This window comes from Streptococcus sp. 20925_1_22 (genome assembly GCF_041431685.1).
Taxonomy (GTDB): domain Bacteria; phylum Bacillota; class Bacilli; order Lactobacillales; family Streptococcaceae; genus Streptococcus.
The window spans coordinates 111,353-137,931 of record NZ_JAPVYE010000003.1; the positions used below are offsets into that span (position 1 = coordinate 111,353).

The 26,579-nt window shown below is 42.3% G+C and carries 21 protein-coding genes; 3 read left to right on the forward strand and 18 right to left on the reverse strand.

Translation table 11 applies throughout. From position 1 onward, the window contains the following. Positions 1-8: 8 nt before the first annotated feature. The 4 genes from O3621_RS05010 to O3621_RS05025 are packed head-to-tail and all read right to left on the reverse strand — an operon-like array spanning position 9 to position 3,352. The gene (locus tag O3621_RS05010; RefSeq protein WP_314449995.1) at positions 9-1,415 is read right to left on the reverse strand and encodes a glycoside hydrolase family 1 protein; all 1,407 of its coding nucleotides are present in this window, start codon (positions 1,413-1,415) and stop codon (positions 9-11) included. Beyond that, on the reverse strand, positions 1,412-2,719 hold the full coding sequence (locus tag O3621_RS05015; protein WP_002915238.1) for a PTS sugar transporter subunit IIC: 1,308 nt from the start codon (positions 2,717-2,719) through the stop codon (positions 1,412-1,414). Before O3621_RS05015 ends, O3621_RS05010 begins: the two co-directional genes overlap by 4 nt. Before the next feature lie 13 nt (positions 2,720-2,732). Next, positions 2,733-3,023 carry a PTS sugar transporter subunit IIB gene (locus O3621_RS05020; RefSeq protein ID WP_002909758.1) on the reverse strand — a complete coding sequence of 97 codons (291 nt, stop codon included), beginning with the start codon at positions 3,021-3,023 and terminating at the stop codon, positions 2,733-2,735. Beyond that, positions 3,020-3,352: a PTS lactose/cellobiose transporter subunit IIA gene (locus O3621_RS05025; protein WP_314449998.1), complete on the reverse strand. Its 333-nt coding sequence runs from the start codon at positions 3,350-3,352 to the stop codon at positions 3,020-3,022. Before O3621_RS05025 ends, O3621_RS05020 begins: the two co-directional genes overlap by 4 nt. Positions 3,353-3,724: 372 nt before the next feature. Between O3621_RS05025 and O3621_RS05030 the strand changes: the two genes are divergently transcribed. From O3621_RS05030 to O3621_RS05040, 3 genes are all read left to right on the forward strand, one after another. Next, positions 3,725-4,162: a DUF3284 domain-containing protein gene (locus O3621_RS05030; protein WP_314450000.1), complete on the forward strand. Its 438-nt coding sequence runs from the start codon at positions 3,725-3,727 to the stop codon at positions 4,160-4,162. A gap of 83 nt (positions 4,163-4,245) precedes the next feature. Then, positions 4,246-6,207: a family 20 glycosylhydrolase gene (locus tag O3621_RS05035; protein WP_314450002.1), complete on the forward strand. Its 1,962-nt coding sequence runs from the start codon at positions 4,246-4,248 to the stop codon at positions 6,205-6,207. A 115-nt stretch (positions 6,208-6,322) separates the two neighbouring features. Next, positions 6,323-7,708: an MATE family efflux transporter gene (locus O3621_RS05040; RefSeq protein ID WP_314450003.1), complete on the forward strand. Its 1,386-nt coding sequence runs from the start codon at positions 6,323-6,325 to the stop codon at positions 7,706-7,708. Positions 7,709-7,819: 111 nt separating this feature from the next. Here the strand turns inward: O3621_RS05040 and O3621_RS05045 are convergent, their stop codons facing one another. From O3621_RS05045 to O3621_RS05110, 14 genes are all read right to left on the reverse strand, one after another. After that, positions 7,820-10,420, reverse strand: a complete 2,601-nt coding sequence (locus O3621_RS05045; RefSeq protein WP_314450004.1) for a PRD domain-containing protein — start codon at positions 10,418-10,420, stop codon at positions 7,820-7,822. A gap of 242 nt (positions 10,421-10,662) precedes the next feature. Next, positions 10,663-11,922 (reverse strand): dihydrolipoamide acetyltransferase family protein, encoded by a 1,260-nt coding sequence (locus tag O3621_RS05050; RefSeq protein WP_314450005.1) that lies wholly within the window; start codon positions 11,920-11,922, stop codon positions 10,663-10,665. Between the two features lie 13 nt (positions 11,923-11,935). Beyond that, the gene (locus O3621_RS05055; RefSeq protein ID WP_111675830.1) at positions 11,936-12,967 is read right to left on the reverse strand and encodes an alpha-ketoacid dehydrogenase subunit beta; all 1,032 of its coding nucleotides are present in this window, start codon (positions 12,965-12,967) and stop codon (positions 11,936-11,938) included. An 18-nt stretch (positions 12,968-12,985) separates the two neighbouring features. Beyond that, a complete protein-coding gene (locus O3621_RS05060; protein WP_371513819.1) occupies positions 12,986-14,059 on the reverse strand; it encodes a thiamine pyrophosphate-dependent dehydrogenase E1 component subunit alpha in 1,074 nt (357 codons plus the stop codon). 15 nt (positions 14,060-14,074) lie between these two features. Continuing rightward, positions 14,075-15,415 carry a dihydrolipoyl dehydrogenase gene (gene lpdA / locus O3621_RS05065; RefSeq protein WP_371513821.1) on the reverse strand — a complete coding sequence of 447 codons (1,341 nt, stop codon included), beginning with the start codon at positions 15,413-15,415 and terminating at the stop codon, positions 14,075-14,077. 208 nt (positions 15,416-15,623) lie between these two features. Beyond that, positions 15,624-17,867 carry an ATP-dependent Clp protease ATP-binding subunit gene (locus tag O3621_RS05070; RefSeq protein WP_314449697.1) on the reverse strand — a complete coding sequence of 748 codons (2,244 nt, stop codon included), beginning with the start codon at positions 17,865-17,867 and terminating at the stop codon, positions 15,624-15,626. A gap of 228 nt (positions 17,868-18,095) precedes the next feature. Continuing rightward, entirely contained in the window at positions 18,096-19,439 is a 1,344-nt protein-coding gene (locus O3621_RS05075; RefSeq protein ID WP_314449698.1) for an MATE family efflux transporter, read from the reverse strand. 115 nt (positions 19,440-19,554) lie between these two features. Then, positions 19,555-20,136, reverse strand: a complete 582-nt coding sequence (locus O3621_RS05080) for a xanthine phosphoribosyltransferase (RefSeq protein WP_314449699.1) — start codon at positions 20,134-20,136, stop codon at positions 19,555-19,557. 64 nt (positions 20,137-20,200) lie between these two features. After that, the gene (locus tag O3621_RS05085) at positions 20,201-20,389 is read right to left on the reverse strand and encodes a twin-arginine translocase TatA/TatE family subunit (protein ID WP_002897604.1); all 189 of its coding nucleotides are present in this window, start codon (positions 20,387-20,389) and stop codon (positions 20,201-20,203) included. Further along, positions 20,389-21,105 (reverse strand): twin-arginine translocase subunit TatC, encoded by a 717-nt coding sequence (gene tatC / locus O3621_RS05090; RefSeq protein ID WP_314449700.1) that lies wholly within the window; start codon positions 21,103-21,105, stop codon positions 20,389-20,391. The genes O3621_RS05085 and tatC overlap by 1 nt, the downstream gene beginning before the upstream one ends. Then, a complete protein-coding gene (locus tag O3621_RS05095) occupies positions 21,098-22,798 on the reverse strand; it encodes an FTR1 family protein (RefSeq protein WP_314449701.1) in 1,701 nt (566 codons plus the stop codon). Before O3621_RS05095 ends, tatC begins: the two co-directional genes overlap by 8 nt. After that, on the reverse strand, positions 22,776-23,984 hold the full coding sequence (gene efeB, locus O3621_RS05100; protein ID WP_314449702.1) for an iron uptake transporter deferrochelatase/peroxidase subunit: 1,209 nt from the start codon (positions 23,982-23,984) through the stop codon (positions 22,776-22,778). The genes O3621_RS05095 and efeB overlap by 23 nt, the downstream gene beginning before the upstream one ends. Positions 23,985-23,988: 4 nt before the next feature. Further along, positions 23,989-24,861: an iron uptake system protein EfeO gene (gene efeO / locus O3621_RS05105; RefSeq protein ID WP_002904471.1), complete on the reverse strand. Its 873-nt coding sequence runs from the start codon at positions 24,859-24,861 to the stop codon at positions 23,989-23,991. Positions 24,862-24,978: 117 nt separating this feature from the next. Continuing rightward, complete coding sequence (locus tag O3621_RS05110) at positions 24,979-26,535, reverse strand: ClC family H(+)/Cl(-) exchange transporter (RefSeq protein ID WP_002904469.1); 1,557 nt, start codon at positions 26,533-26,535, stop codon at positions 24,979-24,981. Positions 26,536-26,579 lie beyond the last annotated feature (44 nt).

Sequence of the window (26,579 nt, forward strand, 5' to 3'; positions counted from 1 at the left end):
ACTTTTTTCTATGAATAGGTTCTACTGTTTTCTCTTTTGCTCTCAAATTCTTTAATTAATTTTTGATACCAGTAAAAACTATCTTTTCGAATCCGCTCTAGACTACCACCTTCTTCCTCATCACGGTCTACATAAACAAATCCATAACGCTTGCCATAGCCGTTGAGCCATGAAAGTAAATCTGTGAAAGACCACGTACAATAGCCGATGACTTGGCAACCATCTTCTATGGCGTTTTGTACAGCTGTAATATGCTTATCAAGATATTCAATCCGATATGGGTCATGTATCTTTCTATCTTCCGTTAAGGTATCATACTCTCCTAGCCCATTTTCAGTTATCATAATCGGGATGTCATATCTACTGGTAATCCGCCGTAAAGCAATTCGCAAACCAATTGGATCTATTTCCCACTCCCAGCTAGTACGCTCTAAGTGTTCATTTGGCACATGCTTAAACTGGTCCGGCTCACCAGCTTCAGCATTCGGAACATTAGCAGCAAAAGTATGAGATTGGTAATAGTTGACACCAACGAAATCTGGACGACCAGCTTTTAAAATCTCTAAATCCCCTTCTCGGATATCTAATTCTATACCGAATTGATTTTTCAGATAAGCTAAGGCTGTCTTTGGATAACGTCCCAATAGATAAGCATCCATCCAGTACCAAACATTAATATCCAAGGATTTCTCCATTGCTAGAACATTTTCTGGTCGATTATCCAGAGCATAGAGAACAGGAAAGGCAAAGCTTGGACCGATTTGACCTTTTATTTTTAAATCATGGAATCGTTTGATAATCGTCGCATTAGCTAAGTTGACAATGTGATTGACTTGATGCATTCGCTTGATGTCTTTAATCCCTGGTGGGAAATAGCCATCTCTGTAGCCGAGTCCAACAAAAACATTTTGCTCATTGAGTCCAATCCAATATTTCACTCGATCTCCAAAGTTTTTGAAGAGAATCTCTGCATAATACAGGAAATCGTCGATTATCTTTCTGGATTCCCAGCCTCCATACTCATCTTGGAGCGTCTGAGGCAGATCCCAGTGATAGATCGTGATAATGGGTTCAATATTATATTTGAGAAGCTCATCAATCAAATTTGAATAAAATTCAATCCCTTTCTGATTGACCTCTCCTCGTCCCTCAGGCAAAATACGGGTCCATGCAATAGAAAATCGATAAGCTTTTAGGCCCATTTCGGCCATCAGTTTAACATCTTCTTTATAGTGATGATAATGGTCCACAGCCACATCACCTGTAGTGTTTTTAAAGGTCCTATTAGGCTGGCGAACAAAGACGTCCCAGATAGATAGACTCTTACCATCTTCATCCCAAGCTCCTTCAACTTGATAGGCAGCTGAAGCCGATCCCCAGAGAAAGTCTCTGGAAAATTTTGTTACATCAATCAAGCTGCTGCACCTCCTTTGGCTTCTATTGCTTCCGCTTCAGCTTCTTGCTTAACCAATTGCTCTTCGTATTTCTTGAAGAATGGATAGTAGATTAACATAGCTGGTAAAATCAAGATATAGTCCCAAACAAAGTTTTGCCAACGAAGGGTGGTTAGATAGTTACTAAAGCCCATTGGCAACTGAGCGCTGACAACAATCCAAGCTGGAATGATAAAGCCTGTTTTGTAAGCAAAATAAGTCAAAATCATCATAATAGGCACATTGAGTACATAAGGGATACAAAGAATTGGGTTGAACATAATTGGCATACCAAATGTTACTGGCTCGTTGATACCAAACCACCCAGGAATGAGTGAAATCTTTGATACGGCACTGATTTGTTTAGATTTTGATCGTAAGCCCATCAAGACCAGGGCCCAGGTATTCCCTGTACCACCAACTAAAGCCATGGAAGTGTAGAGTAAGACTGGGAAGAATTGCATTGGCTGACCGTTCGCATGAAGAGCAGCATTAGTTGTTGCCGCTTGAATCCCAAGCGGAGAAATGATTGGAATAATGATGAGGGTACCATGAATACCGAAGCACCAAAGAATCAGCGCTAACATACAAAGCATCACAATACCTGGAACAGATGATACAGCGCCAAGCGGTGCACGCAAGAGAGCCATAAAACCAGACGGAACATTATAAGCTCCTGCTGTCAATGCTCCAATTCCAACATTCAGCAAGAGGAAGAGAGTGATGGAGAAGAATACCGGCAGAATAGAGCCGAAACTATCTTGCAGGAACTGCGGCACAACATCGGGCATCTTTATTTTAATATCTTTTTCATAACAGAATTTTTCAATCTGTACGACGACAAAGACAATAAAGAAGCTGATAAACATACCTTGTGAGCCGAGATAGTCTAATTGCAGACCGGAGAATTCTTCAGTATCAACAAAAGCTCCTGCCACAAGCATGAAAGTAACTGCTGTATCAACAGCTGCCATAATAGGGGATTTTAATTTCAAATTCTTAGCATAATGATAAGCAAAGAAGATAGCAACCCAGATAGAAATAAAATCCATTGAATAACGGAAAGGCAAGGTCAATGTATTATACACTGCATCCCCTGTTTTGAACCAACCTAGAGCAGTTTCATTTCCAATTGCAGCTAAGACTTGAAATAAGGAACCTACGGTAATCAATCCCAAGAGAGAGCCCAATCCAGCTTGTAAAGACTGTATAAACACATTGTTGGCCAGTTTATAACCAATTTCCTGAAGTTTGGTCATGAATTTACTGTTAAAGAATTTTTCCATCAGAAAAACCTCCTTAAGATATTGCTTTAATTAATTGAAAGATATTCTTACAATCTCCCATTGCATAATCCATAGCTGGAATGGTGGCAACAGGTTTTGAAACTGTCTCTTTGACAGAATCAAGTTTATAAGAAACCTGAGGACCTAATAAAATTACGTCATAGTCCTGAGCATAATCTTGATAGTCCATCAATCCGACCGCTTTGATATCGAGGTCAATACCTTGGTCATTTGCATATTGCTCCATTTTTTTCATCAGGATGCTCGTGGACATACCAGCTGCACATATTAATAAGATTTTCATTGTCTTTCTCCTTCTCGATTGGAATACAGCTCAATCATCTCAGTGATAAGGTCAATGGCCAAGAGACTCGTCATAAAATGATCTTGTGCATGAACAAGCAGTATACTCAACTGATGACCGTTTCCTTGTGCTTCTTCCTGCAATAAATCTGTTTGGGAATGATGGGCCTTTAAAATTACACTATTTGCCTCATCCATTAATTCCTTAGCTGCATCAAATTCTGCTAGTTTTGCTTTTTTTAGTGCTTCAAAAGCTAAGGATCGGGCTGAACCCGAGTTGGCTATTAAGGACATGGCAATAATCTCCGCTGAACTATTCCATTCTTCCATACAAACTCCTCCTTTCAATTTGACTTCTTACCCAAAGTTTACTATAGCTCTATTCTACTGTCAAAAGCGTTTATATTTTCTTAATATACAGTTTTCTAGCTTAGTGTATCCATTTTCAAATGCCATTCATACTCAATTTATTATAAAAAATTTAAAGCAATAGTTTCTTACGTGCTTTACCTCTGGTACTTTGCTATTTTCAAGTAGTTCCTTTAATATATTTTAGAACCTATCGTAAAATTAGTGTATAAAAATTAATCGTTTTTTATGATAATGTATAACACAAAGCTAAAGAGTATAAAAATTCATTAAAATCCGTCTCTTTTTCCTTAGGGGGTTACTTTCCACAAGGGCTTATTATATACTTAATTTATGAAGATTATTAGAGAACTCCAAGTCACTTCAGATGAATTTTATGACTTCTTGGAAAGCGAGTTTCTGAATCAAATCAATCAAACTGACAATCAAACAAAAAAGATAGATAGGTTAAAGAAAGGACTTCGTTACTCAAAATTGTCAGACAATGTCTATACCAAGACTGATTATGAGATTCTGGACTATCGTCGCCATGAAACCTACGTCATTCAAATCTCGTCCCACAGTGAAAAAACGATTACTTCCTACAATACCAAGCCTTGCTCAAAAGGGCTTGAGGTTACGCTAGAACAAGAACAAAATAAATTGACAAAAAATTCAAAAAACAAGCTCATCAAGTGGATGGGAGAGCTCCTCTACTTTGGTCGCCTTTCGGAAAATCTTTATAAGATTCAAGGGGAAATTGAGAAGGCTAGAAAAGTGAAAACTCAGTAAAAAACAAATCCGATCCATACCTTCTTTTCTGCGCCCAGATTTTTTATGACTCGCAGATATTCAGATAGTTCAAGGAGTAGATTATGAAACAAGGCATCACACCTCAATATTGGAAACAAGAAAACAACGGTCGCTATTTCACTAAAGAAACTCAAATATTCAGCCCTCTGCCTATTTTGACCGACACCTTACTGGCTCATCCAATAGCAAGAAATGATGGCCAGCTGGCTTTCCCTGCCATTCATTTCATAGAAGGGGTTTCCCGAGAAGTCGGACAAGAGGTTATGCAGTCCTTTTCACTTCCCTATCCATCCAACCCTGAAGCGCACATCGTAAAGGTTGCTCAAAACGGTATTTTCGTTTATGCCTTATCCCAGCGTGGCTTATTTTATGGGGCTATTTCAATTATCCAAATGTTGCAGGATGGCTACTTGCCTTATGGCTTAGCCTACGATGAACCCGTCTGTTCCGAGCGTGGCCTCAAGGTATTTTTACCGTCTCGTAAGAATATGGATTTCTTCAAGCAATTTGTAGATATGCTTGCTTTCTTCAAGTACAATACCCTCATGATTGAAATCGGCGGTGCTATGGAATATAAAAAACACCCTGAAATTAATCAAGAGTGGATTAAATATTGTGCTGATATGGCTGAATACTCTGGCAAGACCAAAGAAATCCAAGACTATACCTTCCCTTGGTACAAGAATGCCATTCACATGGAGAATGGTGACGGGGAGTTTCTAAGTCAAAATGATGTGAAAGATCTGGTCCTCTACTGCAAGGAACGATTTTTTGAGGTGATTCCTGAGGTTCCCTCTCTTGGCCACTGTGACTACCTGATGCTTGGCCACCCTGAAATCGCAGAAATCCCTGAGGATCCTTATCCGGACACTTATTGCCCATCAAATCCTGCCTCTTATGAACTCCTCTTTGATGTTCTGGATGAAATCATTGAGGTCTTTGAACCTGAAGTCATCAATATCGGGCATGATGAATACTATTCAATTGCCATGTGTGAGCGCTGCAAAGGGAAGGCTGGAGCTGATATCTTTGCAGAGGACATTATCAAGATTTATGACCACCTCAAGCAGAAAAATGTCCGAACCATGATTTGGGGAGACAAGTTACTGAAAAACGCTATCGTTCCTGATGCAGGGCCTTTTGGTGGAGCAGAAATCATCATGTACACTCCCCAGTTCAAAAAAGATACAGGCACAAAAGTTGGCATTATGCCGGCAACCTGGCAGGCCATTCACCAGATTCCCAAAGATGTCGAAATTCTCCATTGGCTCTGGAGTTTGGATGAAAAACTGGAAGATGAAGTTTTAGAAGAAGGCTTTAGCATCCGTTATGGTAATTTTGAAGGCTACCTCTTTCCGCATTGGGCTGAGCATTTGAAGAAGGGGAGCAAGGGAGCTATCATCTCCAACTGGAGCACTTTAAATGAGGTAATCCTGCAGAGAAATGTCATTTTCTTCGGCTTGGCCTATGCATACGAGATGTTTTGGAATCATGACTATCGTGATGAAGACTATGCGACAATCCGTGATAAAACCTTATCATATCTCTTCCATTACCACTATCCTGACCTGCAAAACCACTCGCGCAGTCTTGAAGCACTGGCGCATCCTAGCTGGATTGAAATTGGCTATGCTACTGACTATTTTGTGGAATACCAATGGTTTGTGGACGGTGTCTTCCCCGAAATGGAAACCTATCAAATCGGAAATATCCTACTAACCTATACTGATCAAACCGAGTTTACTCTTCCCATTATCTTTGGAGAAAACATTGGCAAAACAAGTGTTGAATGGGATCGGACTACCAATACCAACCCTCTACCTGGCGAACCCATCTATAAGGTAGATGAGCAATTATTTGAAGTCTCGCTTAGCACCAAACCTTATCAAAAAGAGCAACAAACTTTCTTCGCATTTCCTATTCAAAACCCTTATCCTGAAAAGGAATTGAAGAATGTAGAGGTTCAAACAGAAGCTGACAAAGATTGTCAAATTTTTGTTGATCAAATTGCCTATTATCACTAAACTTGAGGCTTATTTCAAGCTATCAGATAGAAATAGCGAAATTTATGAGGAATCAGAATCATCCAATTCAAAAAAAGCAGAAACTTTCTAGATATCAGGTTACTAGACATACTGATTGCTTATCCTATTTGAAACGAAAGGAGGTGGGAGAGTGAGTGAAAAGAAAACATTTCTGAAACAATTCTTACGTCTCAGTCTACCGTTTTCTCTTCAATTTCTACTAGCCAGCGCTGTCAATCTAGCTGATGTTGTCATGATTGGACAGCTAGGGGAAAAACAAATCGCAGCTGCTGGCGCTGCCAACCAGATTTTCTTCCTCTTGACTATTGTACAGTTTGGTATCGGTAGCGGAGCTTCTGTCTTCATGGCCCAATACTGGGGAGCCCAGCGAATTGCTGATATGAGAAAAACCTTGGGATTAATCTATATGCTGAGTGGAATCATCTCCGTTTCCTTTACCTTAGTCGCTTTACTCTTTCCCAAGCAACTGATTGGCTTTTATATCCATGATACCGAAGCTATTCAGTTGGGTGCCCAGTACCTATCTATCGTCTCCTGGACCTACCTGATGACAGCTATTACAACTTCTCTGGCTACTATGTGTCGGTGCAGTAATGAAGTTTTCTTACCAACTCTTGCTAGTCTCCTATCCATGGCGACCAATATCATTGGCAATGCCGTCCTTATTTTTGGGCTGATTGGGTTTCCTAAACTTGGACTGGTTGGTGCTGCTATTGCTACCTTTATAGCTCGATTGCTGGAGCTTTGCTTGTTAGTATTTGGTGTCTATCGAACAAGGATGGCTGGAGCAGCTAGCATAACTGAACTCTTTGCTTTCCACAAAGACTTCGTTTATCAATTTTTGAAAAAAACCTTGCCAGTCGTCTTCAATGAAGGAGCCTGGTCTCTTGGAACATCAATTGGCTTGGCTATTATCGGATTATTAGGTACTGAAGTGGTGGCCTCCACCCAGATTGCTAGCGCCATTGCCCAAATTGGATTTGTCTTTGTACGTGGTGCAGGAAATGCCGTAGCTGTTATGCTAGGCAATGCCATCGGAGAGAATCAAGCAGAAAAAGCCTTACAGGATGCCAAGCGCTTCTTACTTTTATTACCTCTCATCGGACTCATCGTCAGCGTCCTACTCATCTGGGCCATGCCTTTAGCGCTGAAACTCTACAACTTAAGCAATCAGACAGAGCAGCTAACCATCTTGATGATTCAGTTAAATGCCCTGTTGTTTATCCCAAAAGCTTTTAGTGTTGTTTTAATCGTTGGGATTTTACGTAGCGGAGGCGATACCAACTATGCCTGCCTGCTAGATATTTTACCTGTTTGGCTCTTCAGCATTCCACTTGGCTATGTCCTAGTTAGCCTGCAGGCTCCCATTTGGCTAATCTTTCTTGTGATAAATGGCGAAGACATTCTCAAGCCAATCTGGGGCATCCCTCGTGTCTTCTCAGGGAAATGGCTGCATAATCTTGTGCAAGAGCACATGTAAAAAAGCATCTAAATCACAACATTACCACAGAAATCGGAAATGTAAATCCCGACTAAAAAGGTAATGAGAGTTAGGTGCTTTTTTATTGGTTTGCGACTCCAACTTACAATTTTATAATTTGCGCAGCATCTGAATTAAAACACTGACCTCTGCGTCATCTACAATAATCTTAAAGCTTCGCTCCACCGTTCGGATGATTTTCCTAACGTGCTTATAATCATCAGGGAATTTTTCGATAACACCAGCAATTTCTTTACTACTCTTCTTCAAGCATTCTCCTGAAAGGGTCCGCTCCACTAGACACGCAATATGAACAAACAAACCTATTGTTTGCTCCTCTGTCAGCTGATAATAAAAATCAAATTCATCTAAAATAGCAGGAAGAATCTTTTTAATCTTAGCTAAGGAAGTATAGACAAATTGATCTTCTAAAAATTGGTAAACTTTCTCATAATCGTAGCTATTGACAGAGGTCGGTACAAACATCAATAATTTATCTAAGTGCTCCTTGGGCTGCTCAAAAACATCTTTAATGGAAATGAAAGGGATACCCATAATTTGAGGGTCGAAAGTTCCAACAAAAGCATGAATTTGATAGGTCTTTCTTAAGGCCATCACTTCCTCAATCAACATCTCCTTATTAGCAACTGACAAAGCAATGACACGGTAACCCAGCTTTGAATACTGATCAAGATAGTGCTTGAGCTGAAGAGAACCGCCTTCGCTGGTATAACAGAGAGTGATGATGATTTTTTCTTGGTCCCGATTTTTATAAAGCTGATTCATTTCCATATGAAAAGCGTGAAAGACACTGTCAATATCATTTTCTATCAAACAGCGCCGTGCAATCCCCATGCCAATCATAGTAATGGGAATTTCAAATTCTCTGATTTTAATCAGAGTTTCTTCTCGAATTTTATCCAGCATTTCCTTAATCGATCCCATATCATAGAGGACAATGACCCCTAAACCTTGGTCTAGCTCCTCAATTTGCTCTTTTAATTTACGATAGCTTTCCTCTAGAGACTCTTCTAATAGAATATCAAAGCCATACACTTGGCTATTTTTAGTCAGCATCTTGGTTGACTCAGCCAAGGACTTGGCAACCCCTTTACCATGCAGAACGTAGAGCAAGATAGGTCGTAGACTATCTTGTTTCTTTTCGGATTCAATAATAAACATGGTTAGGATGACGATTTCATCTATCGGAACAGCTAGTTGAAATCTTGTTTCTAGTTGCCTAGCAAATTTAGAACATTGTGCATACTCTATTGGATAATCCCGAATCACTTTCACAATAGCATCATTATCCAACTGCCGATTTAACGACCCTTTCTGCTTAAGCATCGCATTGACATGAAGGCTGATGCCGTAATATGCCGTCGAATTAAGCTCTATATTGAGTTCTTTTTGAACAGATAGAACAAAGGCTTGTACCAACTGGATTACTTCAGCAGAAACAATCGTCTCAAGCTGATTAAGATTTTCCAACCCATCTTCTTTCTTAACAAAAGGTTTGTATTCAATATAGCTTTGAATATAGTTTCTCACTGCCTCAAAAACATCATCCTGCTCAATGCCTCTTTCTGATAACTGAGAATATTCTGATTTAATTTTGTTATATAAATCATCCGACTCTTGCTCTGGAAAATCCAGCAATCCCAACTCCTTATCATAAATCAGCACCTTACGTTTGCCAATCAATTCATCGATTTTAACTACATTATGACTACCTAAATGCCGAATTCCTTGATAAGGAATGGGCAAATCGTCATTACTAAGTGTTAAATCTTTTAGCTCCGACCTCAGACTTCTTACAAAAGCATTGGCACAAGCAGTTCGAACTGCATATTCTAATTCTTTTATATTGCTAATATTCGCTGATAGGATGAAGGAATGAATGACATCACGCGGTACTTGAATATCATGCGCAGAATTCTTTGATTCAATAGCTAAAAAGTAATTCAGTAACTCTATCTTTTCACTAATCGGTCGATTCGGATAAGAAGGCAGCTGGATTACAACAGGAAGTTTATTGGATAAATGTTCAGATAGCTTAGCGCTACTTCCGATAATTACCAAACCTTTCTTCTGACGTCTCTTTTGTTCTCCTTCTCTGTGATTCAGCCAGGAAATCAATCTATTTTGATCCGCCGAAGATAGAACTTGTATGTTATCTATAAATAAAATTCCTTCTGCCACTTTCTCAAATACAGACTTCGTCGCATCTGAGCCAAATAACAACTTCAGCAAATCATCCAGAACATCAATATAGTCTAAGCAGTTAATTTTTTCAAACAACTGAGGTTTACTAATCGCTTGATTTTGAATGGCAAACTCCATCATTTTATTAACGAAGTGAGTTCTACCAGCACCAATCTCGGATAAAACGAGTACAGGAAGGGCATAATTTGGGTATAAAATAGCTGCCTGTGCTAACTGGATGGCTGTTCGCAAACTGCCATTTTCACCTATAATGCTTGGAAAATCCAAAGGATTTTCTACAAATACCTCTTTTAATTGGTATTGAACTGGCCGTGTATTTCCTTTAACGAGTATCCCTTCTTTTACCAATTGATTCAAAATAGTGCTCACATTTGAGCGTTGCATTCCTAAAGCAGCTGCAATCACTTTTGTTTCAAGACCTTGCTTATTATTCTTTAGAAATTCTTGCTCTAGATATTCTAAGACTAGTGTTTTGGCAACCTTCATATTCTACCTCACTGATATTTTTCTCCCATTATCGTCATTCAATTTATCTTATACTGCAGCTTGATTCACCTACTTAGAGCCTTAGAACTTACTCCCTATCATCCTGTCATTTCCTTATCTAAACATTATAAATTGAAGCAAGAGAATGATAGAATACATAAAAGCCAACTGTTAATGAGTGATATAAACAGCTGGCCTTTTTCTTTATCATTCAGGAATGAAATTCTTTATTCATTCTTTTATCAGAAAACCAAGTCGTAAGGAGACTCCAACTTGTCCGCTAAACTTGCTAGAAACTCCGCTGCAGGCTGACCATCTACGACTTGATGGTCAAAAGTCAGGCTGAGCGGCAGGAATTTCTGCTCATAGACCTGTCCTTGGCTGTCAAGAGCCAGCGCCGTTTGCAGGGCACCAACTCCTAAAATCGCCACTTCTGGAGTATTTAGGATAGGAGTGAAATATTCAACCCCTGCTGCCCCGAGATTGGTAATACTGAAGGTTGAACCTGAGTAAAGAGCTGGATCTAAAGTGCCTTTACGAGCTTGGGTGGCCTCTGTTTTGATAGCTAAGCCCAAGTCAGCCAGCGTTAGCTTATCCACGTGTCGGATAACCGGCACCACCAGACCATCACTCAGCGCCGTCGCAATACCGATATGAATATCTTCTACTTCCTGATACTGACCATTGAAATACCAAGCATTGAGCTGAGGGTGATCTTTCAACGCCTTGGCAACAGCCTTTGTAAGCAGGGTTGTGATGCTGATTTCGCCATTTTCTAGTGGTGAAGTGACCTTATCCTTCATATCCTGCCTAAAGGCTATCAGCCGACTGATATCCACCTTACGATGCAAGGTCACCTGAGCAGATGTCTGGAGACTATTCATCATCCGCTCTGCAATAGTCTTGCGCATACCTGTCAATCCTGCACCATAGTCAACTTGACCAGCATGCTGAAGGACTGCTGAGCTACTTTCAGGTGTTTGGTTTGGAAGCGTCTCTGGTTTATAATTTTCCACATCTCGTCTGGTAATACGGCCATTGCCTCCCGTTCCTGAAATCAAGGAAATATCATATCCTTTTTCCTTAGCAATCTTTCGGGCCAGCGGAGTGATAAAAATACGTCCCTGTTCACTTTTTCCAACAGTGTTGGAACTTGCTGCCACAGTTTTTTCAGCTAGCTCTGGCTCTGAATCAACTGCTCCCTTATCACTTTCTGATTTATTCGCAGAGACTTCTTCCGTCTCCATACCTGGAATAGATTCTCCTGCTTCACCAATCCATGCAATTACTTTCTTGCACGGGACAGTATCGCCCGCCTGACTGATAATTTTTAAAATCACTCCTGCGCTTGGCGCCTCTACATCGCTGGTCAATTTTTCAGAACTGATTTCCAAGACAGGCTGACCAGCAGCTACGGTGTCGCCTTCCTTGACCAGCCAGTTATTTATCAGACCTTCGGTCATTGTTAAGCCTAGCTTAGGCATTACAATTTCTGTAGCCATACTTGCCTCCCTTCTATCTCTTCAGATCGTCAATCAATTCTGCAGCAACAGTCAGAACCTTATCAGCATTAGGGATATAGAGCTGTTCCAGATTCACCGCAAATGGTACCGGCACATTTGGCGCGCAGACGCATTTCACTGGACCGTCCAGATAGTCAAAGCATTTGTCTGTCACTGCTGCTGCGATATCCGTCGCTGTGTTATTGTGAGGGTTTGATTCATCAACGATAATCAGCCGTCCAGTTTTCTTGACTGATTCAAAGACAGTCTCCTCATCCCAAGGAGCTACCGTTCTCAAGTCAATGACTTCAACCGAAATACCATCTTTTTCCAAGCGATCCGCTACTTCATAAGCTACATAAAGCATCTTACCGATAGTAACGATAGTGAGGTCTGTTCCTTCACGGCGGACAGCAGCCTTCCCAATTGGAACTGTATAATATTCTTCTGGTACCTCTCCCTTGATACCATAGAGAGTCTTATCTTCTGAATAAATCACGATATTGTCGTCTTCAATGGAAGCCAGCAGTAAGCCCTTGGCATCGTAAGGTGTTGCCGGAACGACTACCTTGATACCAGGAATGGATCCGAAGAGACCGTAATATGAACCCGAGTGCTGAGCTGCTGCCGAAGCTCCTGCCCCATGCATGGTCCGCATTGTCATCGGAACCTTGGCCTTACCGCCAAACATATAGCGCATTTTTGAGCCTTGCCCCAGAATGGCGTCAAAGCAGAAACCGATAAAGTCATTGAACATCAGCTCCGGTACTGGCCGCAAGCCAGTTAGAGCCATTCCAACAGATGCTGACACGTATCCGTGCTCTGAAATCGGAGTATCAATCACCCGCTCTCGGCCGTATTTTGGCATGAGTCCCTTGGTTACACCCATTACACCGCCCCAAGCATCTTCGTTTTCTTCTTCCAAGTGCTTGATTGTTACACCGCCGGCAATATCTTCTCCCAGAAGGATTACGGTATCATCTTTTGCCATTGCCTGATCCAGCGCTTCATTGATTGCTTTCATAAATAACAGTTGTCTAGCCATTTGATCAACCTCCTTCTATCAATCAGCAAATACATCTTCCAGCAGAGACTCGGAACGAGGAATCGGACTGTCTTGAGCAAATTTGATAGCTTCTTCCACATCCTTTCGAGACTCCTCTAATATGGCATCAAGTTCCTCTTCAGTCAAGAGGCCATGCTCGATAGCGTAGTCACGGAAGACGTCCAGAGCATCCACATCAGCCCAGTCTTTTTCTTCACCTTCCAAAGCCTTATACTTCTGCTCATCCCCTTCAAAGTGACCATGATCGCGATATGTTACAGCTTCAATTAAGGTAGGCCCTTCACCTCTACGAGCCCGCTCTACAGCTTCCTTGGCTACTTGGTAGACAGCGAATAAATCCTTACCATTAACCCGAACGCCGGGCATATTATAAGCAGCCGCTCTCTCAGCAATGGTGCCAGACGCTGAAGAATACCATTGCGGAGTTGATTCTGCAAAGAAGTTGTTTTCATTGACAAAGATAACCGGCAGTTTCCAAATTGCTGCCATGTTGAGACATTCGTGGAAATTTCCTTCATTGGCTGCACCATCACCGAAGAAGCAGACAGCTACACTGTCTGTTTTCAAGTACTTGTTACGCATAGCAGCACCAGTTGCTAGACCAAAGCCTCCACCAACCATACCATTGGCACCGAGAATCCCCTTATCCAAATCGGCGATGTGCATAGATCCGCCTTTTCCTTTTCCAAGTCCAGTCTCCTTGCCAAAAATTTCTGCCATCATTCCCTTTAAATCACCGCCCTTAGCAACACAGTGACCGTGTCCTCGGTGAGTACTGGTAATATAGTCCTGGTCTGTCAGATTGGCACAGACACCCGTAGCGATCGCTTCCTCTCCAGCATAAAGGTGAACAAAGCCAGGAATCTGTCCTGCAGCAAAGAAACGCCGTGTATTTTCCTCAAAATTTCGGATATCCCACATGGTTTTATACATGGTCTTAGCTTTTTCTTTGGAAATCTGCTCCACCTCAACTTCGGTAGCATCATGGACTTTTAAATCGACTAGCTCTGATACAGCACTTTGGTTTCTTGTTTTGGTCAATCGTTGTGGTAAATCTTTATAATTTGACATATTTTTACCTCCTCATTAATCGTCCTGAACGAGTCTTTTTGCGACTTCTTGTATTAGTTCTGATGTAGTCGGATGAGCAAAAACTGTTTCAAGAACTTGATCCAGCGTTGCTTCAGCCTGCCTCAGCAAAATCAAATTCTGCAGAAGATCTGTACCGTTCGGACCGACGATGACAGCACCTAGTAGAAGATGGTATTGCTTTTCTGAGATTAGCTTGACATAGCCCTCCGTCTCACCTATAGCGATAGCCCGCCCATTATAAGAGAAAGGCAGCTGCTCGACCAGAACATCATAGCCCGCCTTCTCAGCCTCTTCCTTGCTGAGACCAAAAGAAGCTACTTCAGGATTGGTGTAGAGTGAACGGGGAACACCCAGCGGATCAACTGCTTCTTCAGCTCTCCGGCAGATAGCTCTTACAGCCTTTATTCCTTCTGCACTAGCTACGTGAGCCAGCATATAAGATTCCAAGAGATCACCGATAGCATAAACATGCTCTTTGGATGTTTCGTAGTATTGATCTACCTTGACAAAATTCCGATCTGTCAAGGCTAATCCCATATCCTTTGCTAGCTCTAGATTTGGTTTGCGGCCAGTAGCGACCAAAAGATGGTCGAAAGCAACCTGCTCGTTCTCAAGTAAGACAGAATTAGAAGTTACTTCCTTTATCTGCGCTCCCTGATAAATCATCACCCCCATTTTCTTTAATTTCTTTTGAATCACATGTCGCGCTTCTGCTTCTTCAGTCAAAAGGATTTCCGGCGCAACCTCAATAACAGTGACAGCAACACCCAGAGGAGCCATAGCAAAAGCTAGCTCAATTGCGATAACGCCACCTCCGATAATGACCAACTTCTCAGGAAGCTCCCTCAAGTCAAAAAACGTATCCGTCGTTAGATAGTCAACCTGTTCCAATCCCTTGATAGGAGGCACAAAAGGATAACTGCCAGTAGCCAAAATCACATCTTTGCCACTAATTTCTTTACCATTGACGGAGAAAGTTCGGTCTTTGACAAACTTGGCCTGCCCTTGGATATATTCAATACCTAAAGACTTAAAGCTAGCATGAATTCCAGATTGCAAACTGGCAACAACCTGATTCTTTCGGTCTACCAATTTCTCAAAATCAATCCTTTCAAGCTTGCTCTCAATGCCATAACGCCTAGCCTCCTCCATTGTCAGCAACCAATGACCGTGCTGGAGATAAGCCTTAGACGGTATACATCCCACATTCAGGCAGGTTCCGCCGATAGACTTCTTTTCTACCACGGCCACCTTCTTACCCAAACGAGCTGCTTCTTCAGCAGCCACATAACCGCCCGGTCCAGCACCGATAATCAAAACATCATAAACAGACAAAACAGGACTCCTTTCATACAATTCAAAGAGTGCTCCAACAATCAAAATGATTGCTGTTGGCTATAGATACAAAAAGTATCTCATTATTTATTCATATACCTAAGACTCATTTGAAAATCTCAGGATAGAGTCTGCTCAGAAACTACGAACCCCCTTTCTGTATTTTTCTTCGCTTACAAATGGTAAGCGCTTACTTTTTAGAAGAAGCTTATACCAAATAATTAAACTCCAGTTGCCTATCCTTCAAACTGACTTGAACTGTCAGTTCAGTTGTTTCCTTATTTTCAACCAAATAACGAGCCAAAGGCGTCTCTAGATAGCGCATAATGCTTCTTTGAATAGGACGAGCACCAAACTCCGGCTGGTAGCCATTCTGGGCTAAAAAAGCGTAAACTTCTTCGCTCAGATGAAGCTGAATCTTCTGATGTTTCAACCTTTCCTGAAGTTGCTGGACCATAATTTTTACGATATTGATCATATCTTCTGCCCTTAGAGGGTTGAAAATAACCGTCTCGTCAATCCGATTTAAAAACTCTGGTCTAAAGCTATGTTGCAGCAAGTACAGAACTTCTTCCTGCGTTTCAGCAGTCAGTCCCTGTTCACTTTTGAGACTTTCCAAAATCTGCTGGGAGCCAATATTGCTTGTCATAATCAAAATAGTATTTTTAAAGTCAATAGTACGGCCTTTTGAGTCTGTCAAGCGTCCTTCGTCCAAGACTTGCAGCAGGGTGTTGAATACGTCCGGATGGGCTTTCTCAATCTCATCCAGCAAGACAATCGAATAAAGCCTCCTACGAACAGCTTCTGTCAGCTGTCCTCCCTCTTCAAATCCTACGTAGCCTGGTGGCGGACCAACTAAACGAGCCACGGCATGTTTTTCCATGTATTCAGACATATCCAGTCGGACCATTTCCAACTCATTGCCAAACAGCCGCTCAGCAAGGGCTTTTGCCAGAGCAGTCTTCCCGACTCCAGTAGGCCCTAAAAAGAGGAATGAACCAATAGGACGCTTTGGATTTTGAATTCCTGCTCTCGAGCGCAAAATCGCCTCCGAAACCTTTTGAACAGCCTGGTCTTGTCCTACAATTCTCTGGCGCAGGAGCTTGTCTAGATTTAGCAGGTGTTTGCGCTCATTGTCCATGATTCCCTGCACTTTGATTCCCGTTATACGTTCTACAATACTAGCTATATCTTCCCGACTGACGTCTGGTCGTTCTGTTTCCGCTTGAGCTAGCTGGATTTTCTTGACAGCACAAGCCTCATCAATCAAGTCCAGTGCCTTATCAGGTAAATAACGATCTGACAGATAACGAATTGAAAGACTAATCGCTGCCTGCAAGGCTTCGTCCGTCAGGGAAACTCCGTGAAAGTCCTGATAATTCTCTCGCAGTCCTTGCAGAATTGTCAATGCCTTATCTTGATCAGGCTCCTCAATGCGAATGCGCTGGAAGCGCCCCTCCAAAGCTTGATCTAGCTCGAAGCTCTCTCGATAGGCAGCAAAAGTTGTGGTTCCGATGATATTAATCTGTCCCTGAGCCAAGAGCGGCTTTAAAAGATTGCCTGCATCAAGAGAACCCTCTGTCCGACCTGCTGTCACGATTTGGTGGATATCCTCAATATAAAGAATAATCTTCCCCTTAGCAGCCAGCACCTCATCCAAAACAGCCTTGAAGCGCTCTTCAAACTCTCCTCTGTATTTAGTTCCGGCAATCAGTCCGCCTAGATTTAACTTAAAAACTTCCTTGCCCAGTAAATGTTCCGGAACATCATCAGCAATCAGTCTGCCAACAAACCCCTCCATTACTTTAGATTTCCCAACACCTGGAAAGCCTATGAGGATGGCATTGCTCTTGTCTTTTCTGGAAAGGACACGGATAATATCATTGATTTCCTCTTTGCAGCCTATCACCCTCCTACCGGTCTGGTCTGCCAACCACTGATTAAAGTTAGTTGCATATTTGCTCAGGGCTTGATAGCGACTCTCCTGACTGGAAGAGACAGCTCGTTTGCCTTGACGAACCTTATTCAACTTTTTCGCAACTAGCTCCTTATCAATTCCTGCCTTCTTCAAAAAGACAGTTATCGGATTTCTCTGCTGGTGAAATAGACTGAGAATCAGATGTTCTACTGTTACTACCTCGTCTCTCAGTTCCGTCCTCTCAGCCTCTGCATCATCCAAAAGATTCTTGAGACGTTGACTATACTGACGTCCATAGTGGTTCGTATCCGTATATGAAAACACAGGAATCTTGGCTAGTTCCTGATTGATGACGCTGATAAATTCATTAATATCAAGGTCCAAACCGGTATAGAATTCCAAGGCAAAAGCCTGGGGCTGGGTCAAAATAGTCCAGATATGCGGAATGTCCACTTGATAATTGTGTTTTTGAATAGCTAATTCCTTTGCAGCATTTAGTACTTCTTGCAAAAGATTGGTATAGTGTTCGGTCATATAGTTTCCTCGCTTTTCTACTGAAAACCAAAGTCAACTGCAAACAATATTTTAAAAATTAACCTATTTTAACAAAAACTTAACTTGATAATCTTATGTTTATTATATCATTTTCACAATCAATATACTAGAAAAAATGTAAGCGTTTTTCATGTTTTAATCTAATTTTAACAAAAGATTGTGAAAAAAAGAGCACTGACTTATCCTAAAGGGACAAACCAACACTCTTTAATTTGTAATATTTTTAGCCAAACGATTAAGCCGCCACTGAAAGAGAATGCCACTTGTCACCAAACTAGCGATAAGTCCAATCCAATATCCGTAAGGGCCCAAGCTAGTAAAATGATCTAAGAAGAGTCCCAGAGGCAGCGAAACACCCCAATAAGCAATCAAACCTAAGTAAAATGGCACCTGAGTATCCTTGTAGCCCCGAAGAATGCCCTGCAAAGGAGCCGCAAAAGTATCTGCTAACTGGAAAAAGAGGCTGTAGGTCAGAAAAACGGACGTCATACGGATAAACTCGGTATCCGAACCATAGAGTGCAGCCACTCTGTCGCGTAAGATATAGAGAAAGAGAAAGGTAAATCCAGCAATTCCCAAAGCCGTCAGCCGCCCAAGTTTACAGAATTTCCTAACATCGTCAGGACGATTAGCTCCAGTTTCATAAGAAACAATGATGGACATTGAGGTTGAAATACTCATAGGAAAGGCATACATTAAGTTTGAAAAATTCATGGCCGCCTGATGGCTAGCAATGATTAGTGACGAAAACTTAGCCATGACCAGGCCAACAACAGAGAAAATCACGACTTCTGCAAAAAACGTTCCGCCGATAGGCAGTCCAAGTCGAATGCCCTCGATTAAGCCCTTTTTATCTAGCAGTCGAATCTTCCATAGCTCATAGGCTCGGATTTTGGGATGTTTGACTGCTACTAACAAGGATATGAGGAGCAAAAACCAATAAGCCAAAGAAGTCCCAAGTCCAGCTCCAGCTCCGCCCATTTCTGGAAAACCAAATGCTCCGTAGATTAGGGCATAATTAAAAGTGCCATTCAAGGGCAAGAGTAAGAGCATGAGATACATGGAAAGCTTGGTCAAGCCTAGAGCATCAAAGAGAGAACGAATGGTGCTAAAGAGCAAAAGAGGAATAATGCCGAGCGCCAGATACCGAAGATAGTTCTTAGCCACTTCTTCTAACAGAGGCTCTAAGCCAAGGTGGGCCAAAACCAGAGGAGCGCCCACAAATACCAAGGCAAATAAAATTAGCGATAACCCCAAAGAAAGATAAATAAACTGATAAAAATCAGAAGCAATCTTTTCTTTTTTCCCCTGTCCTAAATGATGCCCAATTATGGGTACCAAGGCCGAAACAATCCCTATCAACAGGTCGAAAAATGGAATCCAAAGACTAGTTGCCATAGAAACACCAGCCAGATGCAAGGTGTCATACTGACCAGTCATGGTCGTATCAACAAATGAAGCTGAAAAATTGGCCAGTTGGTAGATCAAAATCGGCAAAAAAATAGAAATAAAGAGCCGCATCCGCTGCTGTAAATTATGAGTTTGGTGCATAGAAATCCCTCAAAAACTTTTTCTACCCAAGTAAAATCAATGAGCTTAGATTTTTAAAATATCAACTATCTTTACTATACTATAAGCCAGACAGATAGTCAAAAGGAAAAGGAAATCATATATCTGCCTCAGTAAAGACAACCTGCCCCTTCTCAAATCCAGCAATGCGAGCCAAAGAAAGGACACGATAACCAGCAGCTTCCAAAAGTTGACGGCCATCCTGAAAGGATTTTTCAATGACAATGCCAAGCGCTTCAACTTGCGCTCCTGCTTGCTCAATAATGGTAATCAAGCCCTTGGCTGCCTGACCGTTAGCTAAAAAATCGTCAATAATCAGCACCTTATCGTCAGAGGTGAGAAATTTGCCAGCAATCGAAACGGTCGAAGTCACTTGCTTGGTGAAAGAGTATACTTCAGCTGTCAAAATCCCCTCTGTCATGGTGATGTTTTTGGCTTTCTTGGCGAATATCATTGGTAGCCCCAGAGCCTCTGCTACGTAGACAGCCGGAGCAATACCAGAAGCTTCAATGGTCACTACCTTGGTAATTCCTGCGTCCTTTACCGCTTCCGCAAAGACCTGGCCAATCTCTTTCATCAGAGAAAAATCAACCTGATGAGTCAGAAAAGAGTCAACTTTAAGGATATTTTCACCTAACACCTGTCCATCTCTGAAAATCCGTTCTTCTAATGTTTTCATTTATCCTCCTTTTCAAAAACCATCCTGAATCTAGCAGAAAAACACGGCTATCCGTGCTTTTTCTTTACTCTTTTTCATTTTTATTCTCGGTCTTGTCTTCTTCTCCAGCATGATTGACTGCTTTTTTGAATTCTGAAAACATTTTACCGATAGATTGCCCCAGTTCGGGCAGGCGTTTTGGTCCGAAAATGAGCAGGGCTCCCAGAACAATAATGATTACTCCAGGTACTCCGATGTCTTTTAAAAGTCCCATTAATTTCTCCTTGTTGATTTTCTTTGATAAATGATGCGACTGAGCAAGATGCTAACTTCATAGAGCAAAATCAAAGGCACTGTCATAGACAAGTCACTGATAAAGTCAGCCGGTGTCAGGACAACAGCTAAAACCAGCAAAATGAAGTAAGCGTATCGTCTATATTTTACCAAAAATTTCGGATTGAGCAAACCAATAGAAGTCAGAAAGGACACAAGAACTGGCAGCTCAAAAAGGCAAGCAATCGGAATAGTGGTATGAAAGACGAAACTTAGATAATTCTGCGCTGTCAGCCGAGTCTCAAAGAGGTCCTCACCCAGCGACAGCAAAACCTGCAAAATAGCTGGAGTCACAAAGTAAAAGCCGAAAGCCAGCCCCAGAACAAAACAGATAAAGGTAGCCGGGATATAGGCGAAAACAGCACGTGCTTCATTGGCTCGCAAAGCTGGTCGGACAAATTCCCAGACCTGATAAACAAGAAATGGCAAGGTTAGGGAAAAAGCGACCAGACTAGCCAGACTGATATAAATCCAAAGGATATCATCCGGACCCAGCACCAGCAGTTTCTGCTCAAAATTACTGGTCAGCCATCGGTAAATATCGGCTGAAAAGAGCAAGCTAAGCAGAAAAACCACGAAGAAGCAAGCCAGTACCGCTAGAAAACGCCGTCTGAACTCTGTCAAATGCTCAATAATAGTCTGTTCTTTTTTATCCATGCTGCTGCTCGCTTTTCAGATTTTTAAAGCTAACATAGACCACCAGCAGGATAAAGAGCGCCTGACTAACTACCACTTCTATGCTTGGATAAATCCCCATCCAGTCTACTGTCACAAAACCATTGATTAAGTGAGTGGGTAGGATATTGGTCAGCTGAAGGGCATGGATGCTGACGCCCAGCATTTTAAAGGCCAGAGCATAGATTAGCCAAGTCAGCCAGAAGAAAATGCTGTGTGGTTTGAGAAGACCAGACGCCTTGCTCATGATAAAGGCCAGCAAGACCAAGACCAGAAGAGCCAAGCCGATTCCCAAAAGGAAATCAGTCATAGTGATGCGCGGCAGAATTCCTGCATAAAAGAGGATGGTCTCAGCCCCTTCACGGAAAACTGCCAGAAAGCTAAGAGCAAACATGGAAAGAAAACTGCCTGTGGCTGTTACAGCCTTCATTTGGTTTTCCATAAAGTCATTCCATTTCTCAATAGATGCCTTGCTATGCAGCCAGATACCAACCAATATCATCATGGCGACAGCGAAAATACCCACTGCACCTTCGATAATCTCACGATTGGATCCAGAAGCAACTGCCGGAAAAAGAAACTGCAGCAAGGCTGCAATCACAGCACTGACTAGAACTCCACTCGCTGCTCCTGCATAAACCCATTTGAGTCCTTTTTTCATCTTGGAGGCTTTCAGAGTCGTTATCAAAGCCATGACAATCAAGAGCGCTTCTACACCCTCACGCAGCAAAATCAGCATAGCATCAAAGAAATGGTAGGAAGCTGTCGTGTCAATCTGTGACAGCTCACTAATCAAGGATTCTAGCTGCTTTTGATACTTCTTTTCGCTTCCCTTGACCATAATTACTGGTGTCTGACTCTCAACCTTGGTATAAAGCGAAGGATTATTGACGCTGACATCTCCTTCTATCGTTGGCCAAATAGTGATGAACTCTTTCATCTTGGCAGCACCCTTTTTATGATCTCCGTTTTGGAAGAGACTCAAGGCTTCCTCTAGGAGCTTAATTCCATCTTTCAGCGTCAGATTGCCAGCAGCTTCTTGGACTTTCTCACCTTTGACAAAATTATCAATGGCGGTTTTCAAATCATCAAAAGAAGTCTGAATCATGTCAAAGTCAGTAGGCTCCGTCTCAATGGCGCTGCGCAGGAATGAATTAGCTGTTTCTACCTTGCCATAATGAGCTGTGCTGTTGTCTCGCACCACGCTTTCATTGGTAGTCCAGGTGCTATTCATCTTCTTGTAAGCTTCTCTCGTTGCTTCTAAATCCTTAGCACTAATAGCCTTTTGTAGATTTTCAAATTTTGGCTCTAGCTTACTGAGCAGCTTCTTTTTCTCGGCCTCTAAGTCGACTGGATTCTGCTCTTTTTCAAACTTTAAGAGGGCAGAAGAGATCTGTGTCAGCTTCTCTTCCGTCACCTGACCCGATAAGTCTAGTGCCTTGCTAACCTCTTGTCCCGCTGCTGAGTCATGATTAGCAACCTTTTCAAAGTCAGTCTTGATTTCTCTGACTAACTGCTTGGCTTTTTCCTGGTCCTTCTGCTTGACCGCAGTGCTAGCATCAGTGATTTTGACGAATAAACTGCTGTAGCTCTCGTCCGCTAAAACTGGCTTAGCTAAAAAGACAAGCAAAAGCCCCAAAATCACCAGGCTTTTATTCAAATAATTTTTGACCAAGGTATTCTCCTTTTTTCACTCCGCCAAAGCAAGCAAACAAACCACTGCCGATATGTGTGACGTATTCATTCATCTTATCTTGAGCGCCTAGATTAGTCAGAACTTTGACAAAGCTGTCTGGATCCTTCTGGAAGGAAAGAAAGAGCAGGCCTGTATCGAACTGACCAGTGGTTTCGTCAATCCCATCCGAGTAAGAATAAGACCGGCGATATATAGGTTTATCAACCTCCTTGGCTAGACGGACATGTGAATCCTCTGGCAGCAAGTCTAAGTCAACCTCGTCAAACTCGTCTTTTTTGCCAAAAGGTGCTCCGCTTTCCTTATAGCGACCGAAAGTATTTTCCTGCTCCTGTAGATTGGTCCGGTCCCAGGTCTCAAGGAACATCTGAATCCGGCGGACAGCCATGTAAGAGCCGCCCTGCATCCAGTCCTTGCTGTCGCACCAAATGACCTTGTCAAAATCTTTTTCCTTGGTCACATTGGCTGTGCCGTCCTTAAATCCAAAGAGATTACGAGGCGTTGACATCCGGTCTCCGATAGCTGCAAAGCCTGACTGACTCCACTTCATAGTGATGGCATTTCTGCCCTTGCGGACCAGATTGCGGACCGCATGAAAGGCCACCTGCTCATCATCTGCACAGGCTTGGATGACAATATCGCCACCAGTATATTTTTCTTTGAGCTGCTCCTTTGGAAAAGGCGGCAAATCCCGAAAAGCCTTAGGTCGTTTGTCTGATAAGCCCATTTTTTTCAGAAAAGAGGCTGAGACACCAAAGGTCAAGGTCAGTCGGTAAGGGTTGAGACCGACAGTTTCTCCAGTGTCTGTTGGCGGCAAAAGGGCATTTGAATTATCTTTTTTAACCAATTCTCCATCTACCAGCTTTTCACTGTAGGCTGTCCAGTCCTTGAAGAGCTGGATAATGGTCTCCCGATCTGTCGTATGCAAATCCAACACAACGAAGTAGATATTCTTCTGCATCGGAGTTGTGATACCCGCCTGATGCTCCCCATAGAAGCTGATTTCTTCCTCACCGTCAGCGAATTTCTTATCTTCCTTCGCCTGATTAGCGAAAAAAGCAGATGCACCAGAGACACCCAGTGCAAGACCAGCGCCTCCAATCCCTGCTTTTTTAAGAAATTCACGACGATCCATCTTTTTATTAAACCATTTTTCGTCGTTTGTCATATGATTACTTCCCGTCTAGAATGACTCCCATTTGTGAAAGAGGCTCACCCAGTTTGGTAACTGCTTCTGCCAGCTCCTTGGTGTCTTCTTTTGTCAATTCTGTATAGAGCTTGTAGTTTTCCGAGTCGGTCATGTGCTTGTCTAAAAGACCGTTGACGTTTTTAAACTCAAGTTCCAAGGTCTTGACAAGTTTCTCGTCCTTGTCCTGAATCAATGGCTTGAAGAGCTCGAAAATCTTTTCTGCCCCTTCAATATTGGCCCGAAAATCATAGAGATCTGTATGGGAGAACACTTCTTCCTCGCCTGTAATCTTGCTGGTCGCTACTTCATTGAGCAAGTCAACAGCACCCGTCAACATCATATCCGGAGTCACTTCAACTGTTGCGATTTTAGCTTTTAGCTCCTTGATATCGTTGACCAGCTGATCAGCATAGCTTTCAGTTCCCTTGGTCGTATTTTCCTCCCACATGATTTTTTCAATGCGGTGGAAACCAGACCAGCCTTCTTCAGTCTTGTTTTCGTCCACATAGTCAACCAGGCGGAAGTCAATTTTAACGTCTGATTCACCAAAGCTCTCAGCAATTGGCTCCGAACGTTCGTAGGCCATCCGGATAAGCGGATATTGCTTTTTAGCCTCATCAAGCTTGCCTTCTTTAAGAGTATCACGAAACTTCTCCGTATCTGTCAGGAGCTGATCGATTTGTCCTTGGACAAAAGATTTGTAATCTGCTGTCGCCTTGTCCAATTCTTTCTGATTGACAGCCGTTTGACTGCTAGATGCTTGACTGCTTGAGTCAGTCTTATTTGAAGAATTGTTGGCTGCACAGCCAGTCAGTAAAATTGCCGTTGAAAATAGGACAATGCCAATTTTTTTCATGGTGACTCCTTTGTTTTCTCTCTGATATGAGATTATTTCCTGTAAATTATACCAGTTTTTTTCTCATATTTCAAGAAATTGTCTGACAATTTAATCAAAAACTATTTATTTAGACAGCTAAAGCAGCTCTTCTTTGACTTTCCCAATCTCCGTCTTTTTCAGCACCAAGTAAATCGTATCCCCCAAATAGAGGCGCGTGCTGCCATTGACCGTTTGAGTTTTCCCCTTGTGGACATTCATGGTAATCAAGACCCCATCAGGCAAGTTTAGCTCATGTACCTGCCGACCAGCAATCTTTTCAGAAACAGGGATTTCAATTAAAGTCGTATCTCCCTGGTCCTCGATACTGTCTGGCAACATTTTTTCCAGCATTGCTTCATAGACGGGCGCTCCTTTTAGCAAATCCATGATAATGTAAGCAGTCAGAGTGACCAGTCCCAACGGCATGAGATTACGGATGTCACCGACCATCTCTGTGACCAGAATCATGGCTGTCAGAGGAGCCTTGGAAATGGCGCCAAAATAACCACTCATACCTAGGATAATGAAAATTGGAAATTGCTCCTGAGAAATCAAATCTAGCTGCAGACAGACCGCCCCCATTGCTCCCCCCAGCAGTGAACCCAGAGCTAGAATAGGCAGGAAAATACCACCTGGCAATCCACTGCCATAACTCATCATGCTCCAGACAAAACGCAGAGCAAAAAACAAGAGCAAGGTTCCCACAGTATAATGACCAGCAGTCAAAGATAAAATCAACTGATTGCCCCCGCCCAGCAAGTGAGGCAAGAAATAACCAATCGGAAGAATCAAGACAAAGGCCAGAATAGGATAGTAGGCTTCTGAAATCCTAAACAACCGACCAAAAAACTGATAAAGCAGCTGAATATTCAAAATAACTTTCTCATAAATATAGCCTGACAAGCCAAGCAGCAAGCCCATAACCAAGTAAATCCAATACTGCTCCAGTCTCATAACCGGGATATTATCCGGCATGTCCAGCACTGGTGTTAAGCCAAACATGGAGAGCGAGACAAAGTTAGCAACTAGACTGGCCGCCAGCGTAGAAACCCAGAAAAAGCGTGAAAAATGACGGTAAACTTCTTCTACTACGAATAGCAGACCTGCGATTGGTGCATTAAAAGCTGCTGCTAAGCCTGCTGCTGCACCGCTAGCAATGAGCGCTCTCTCCTCAGCAGCACTCAAATTCAGAAATTTAGAGACGCCTTTGCCGCTCATAGCGCCTAGCTGAATACTTGGTCCTTCTCGACCCAACATCAGACCGCTAGAAATGGCTAAAATCCCCAATACAAACTTCTTCCAGAGAACACTCCACCAAGAAAGTGACATCAGGCCTTTCAGCTCTGCTTCAACCTGCGGAATCCCTGACCCCTTAATGTTTTTCTCCGACTTTACCCAGCGAGCGTTGAGAAAGACGATGAAAGCATAAAAGAACACCAAGGCCAGTAACCAAAGCAAAGACTGCTGACTCCTATGGTAGACATCCTGCACTAAATGAAAGATTTTTTCAATCAGAAAGCGGAAAATCCCGACTACCAGTCCAGCAAAAATCCCAACTAAGACACCTCGCAAAACCTGGGAAATAATCGAATGAGTTGTGAAATTAAATTCTCTCTTGATATCGTCCTCTTGCGAGATAGACTCTTTTGCCATTCCCAATCTCCTCTAAAAAGTTACTTTACCACTATTCTAGCACA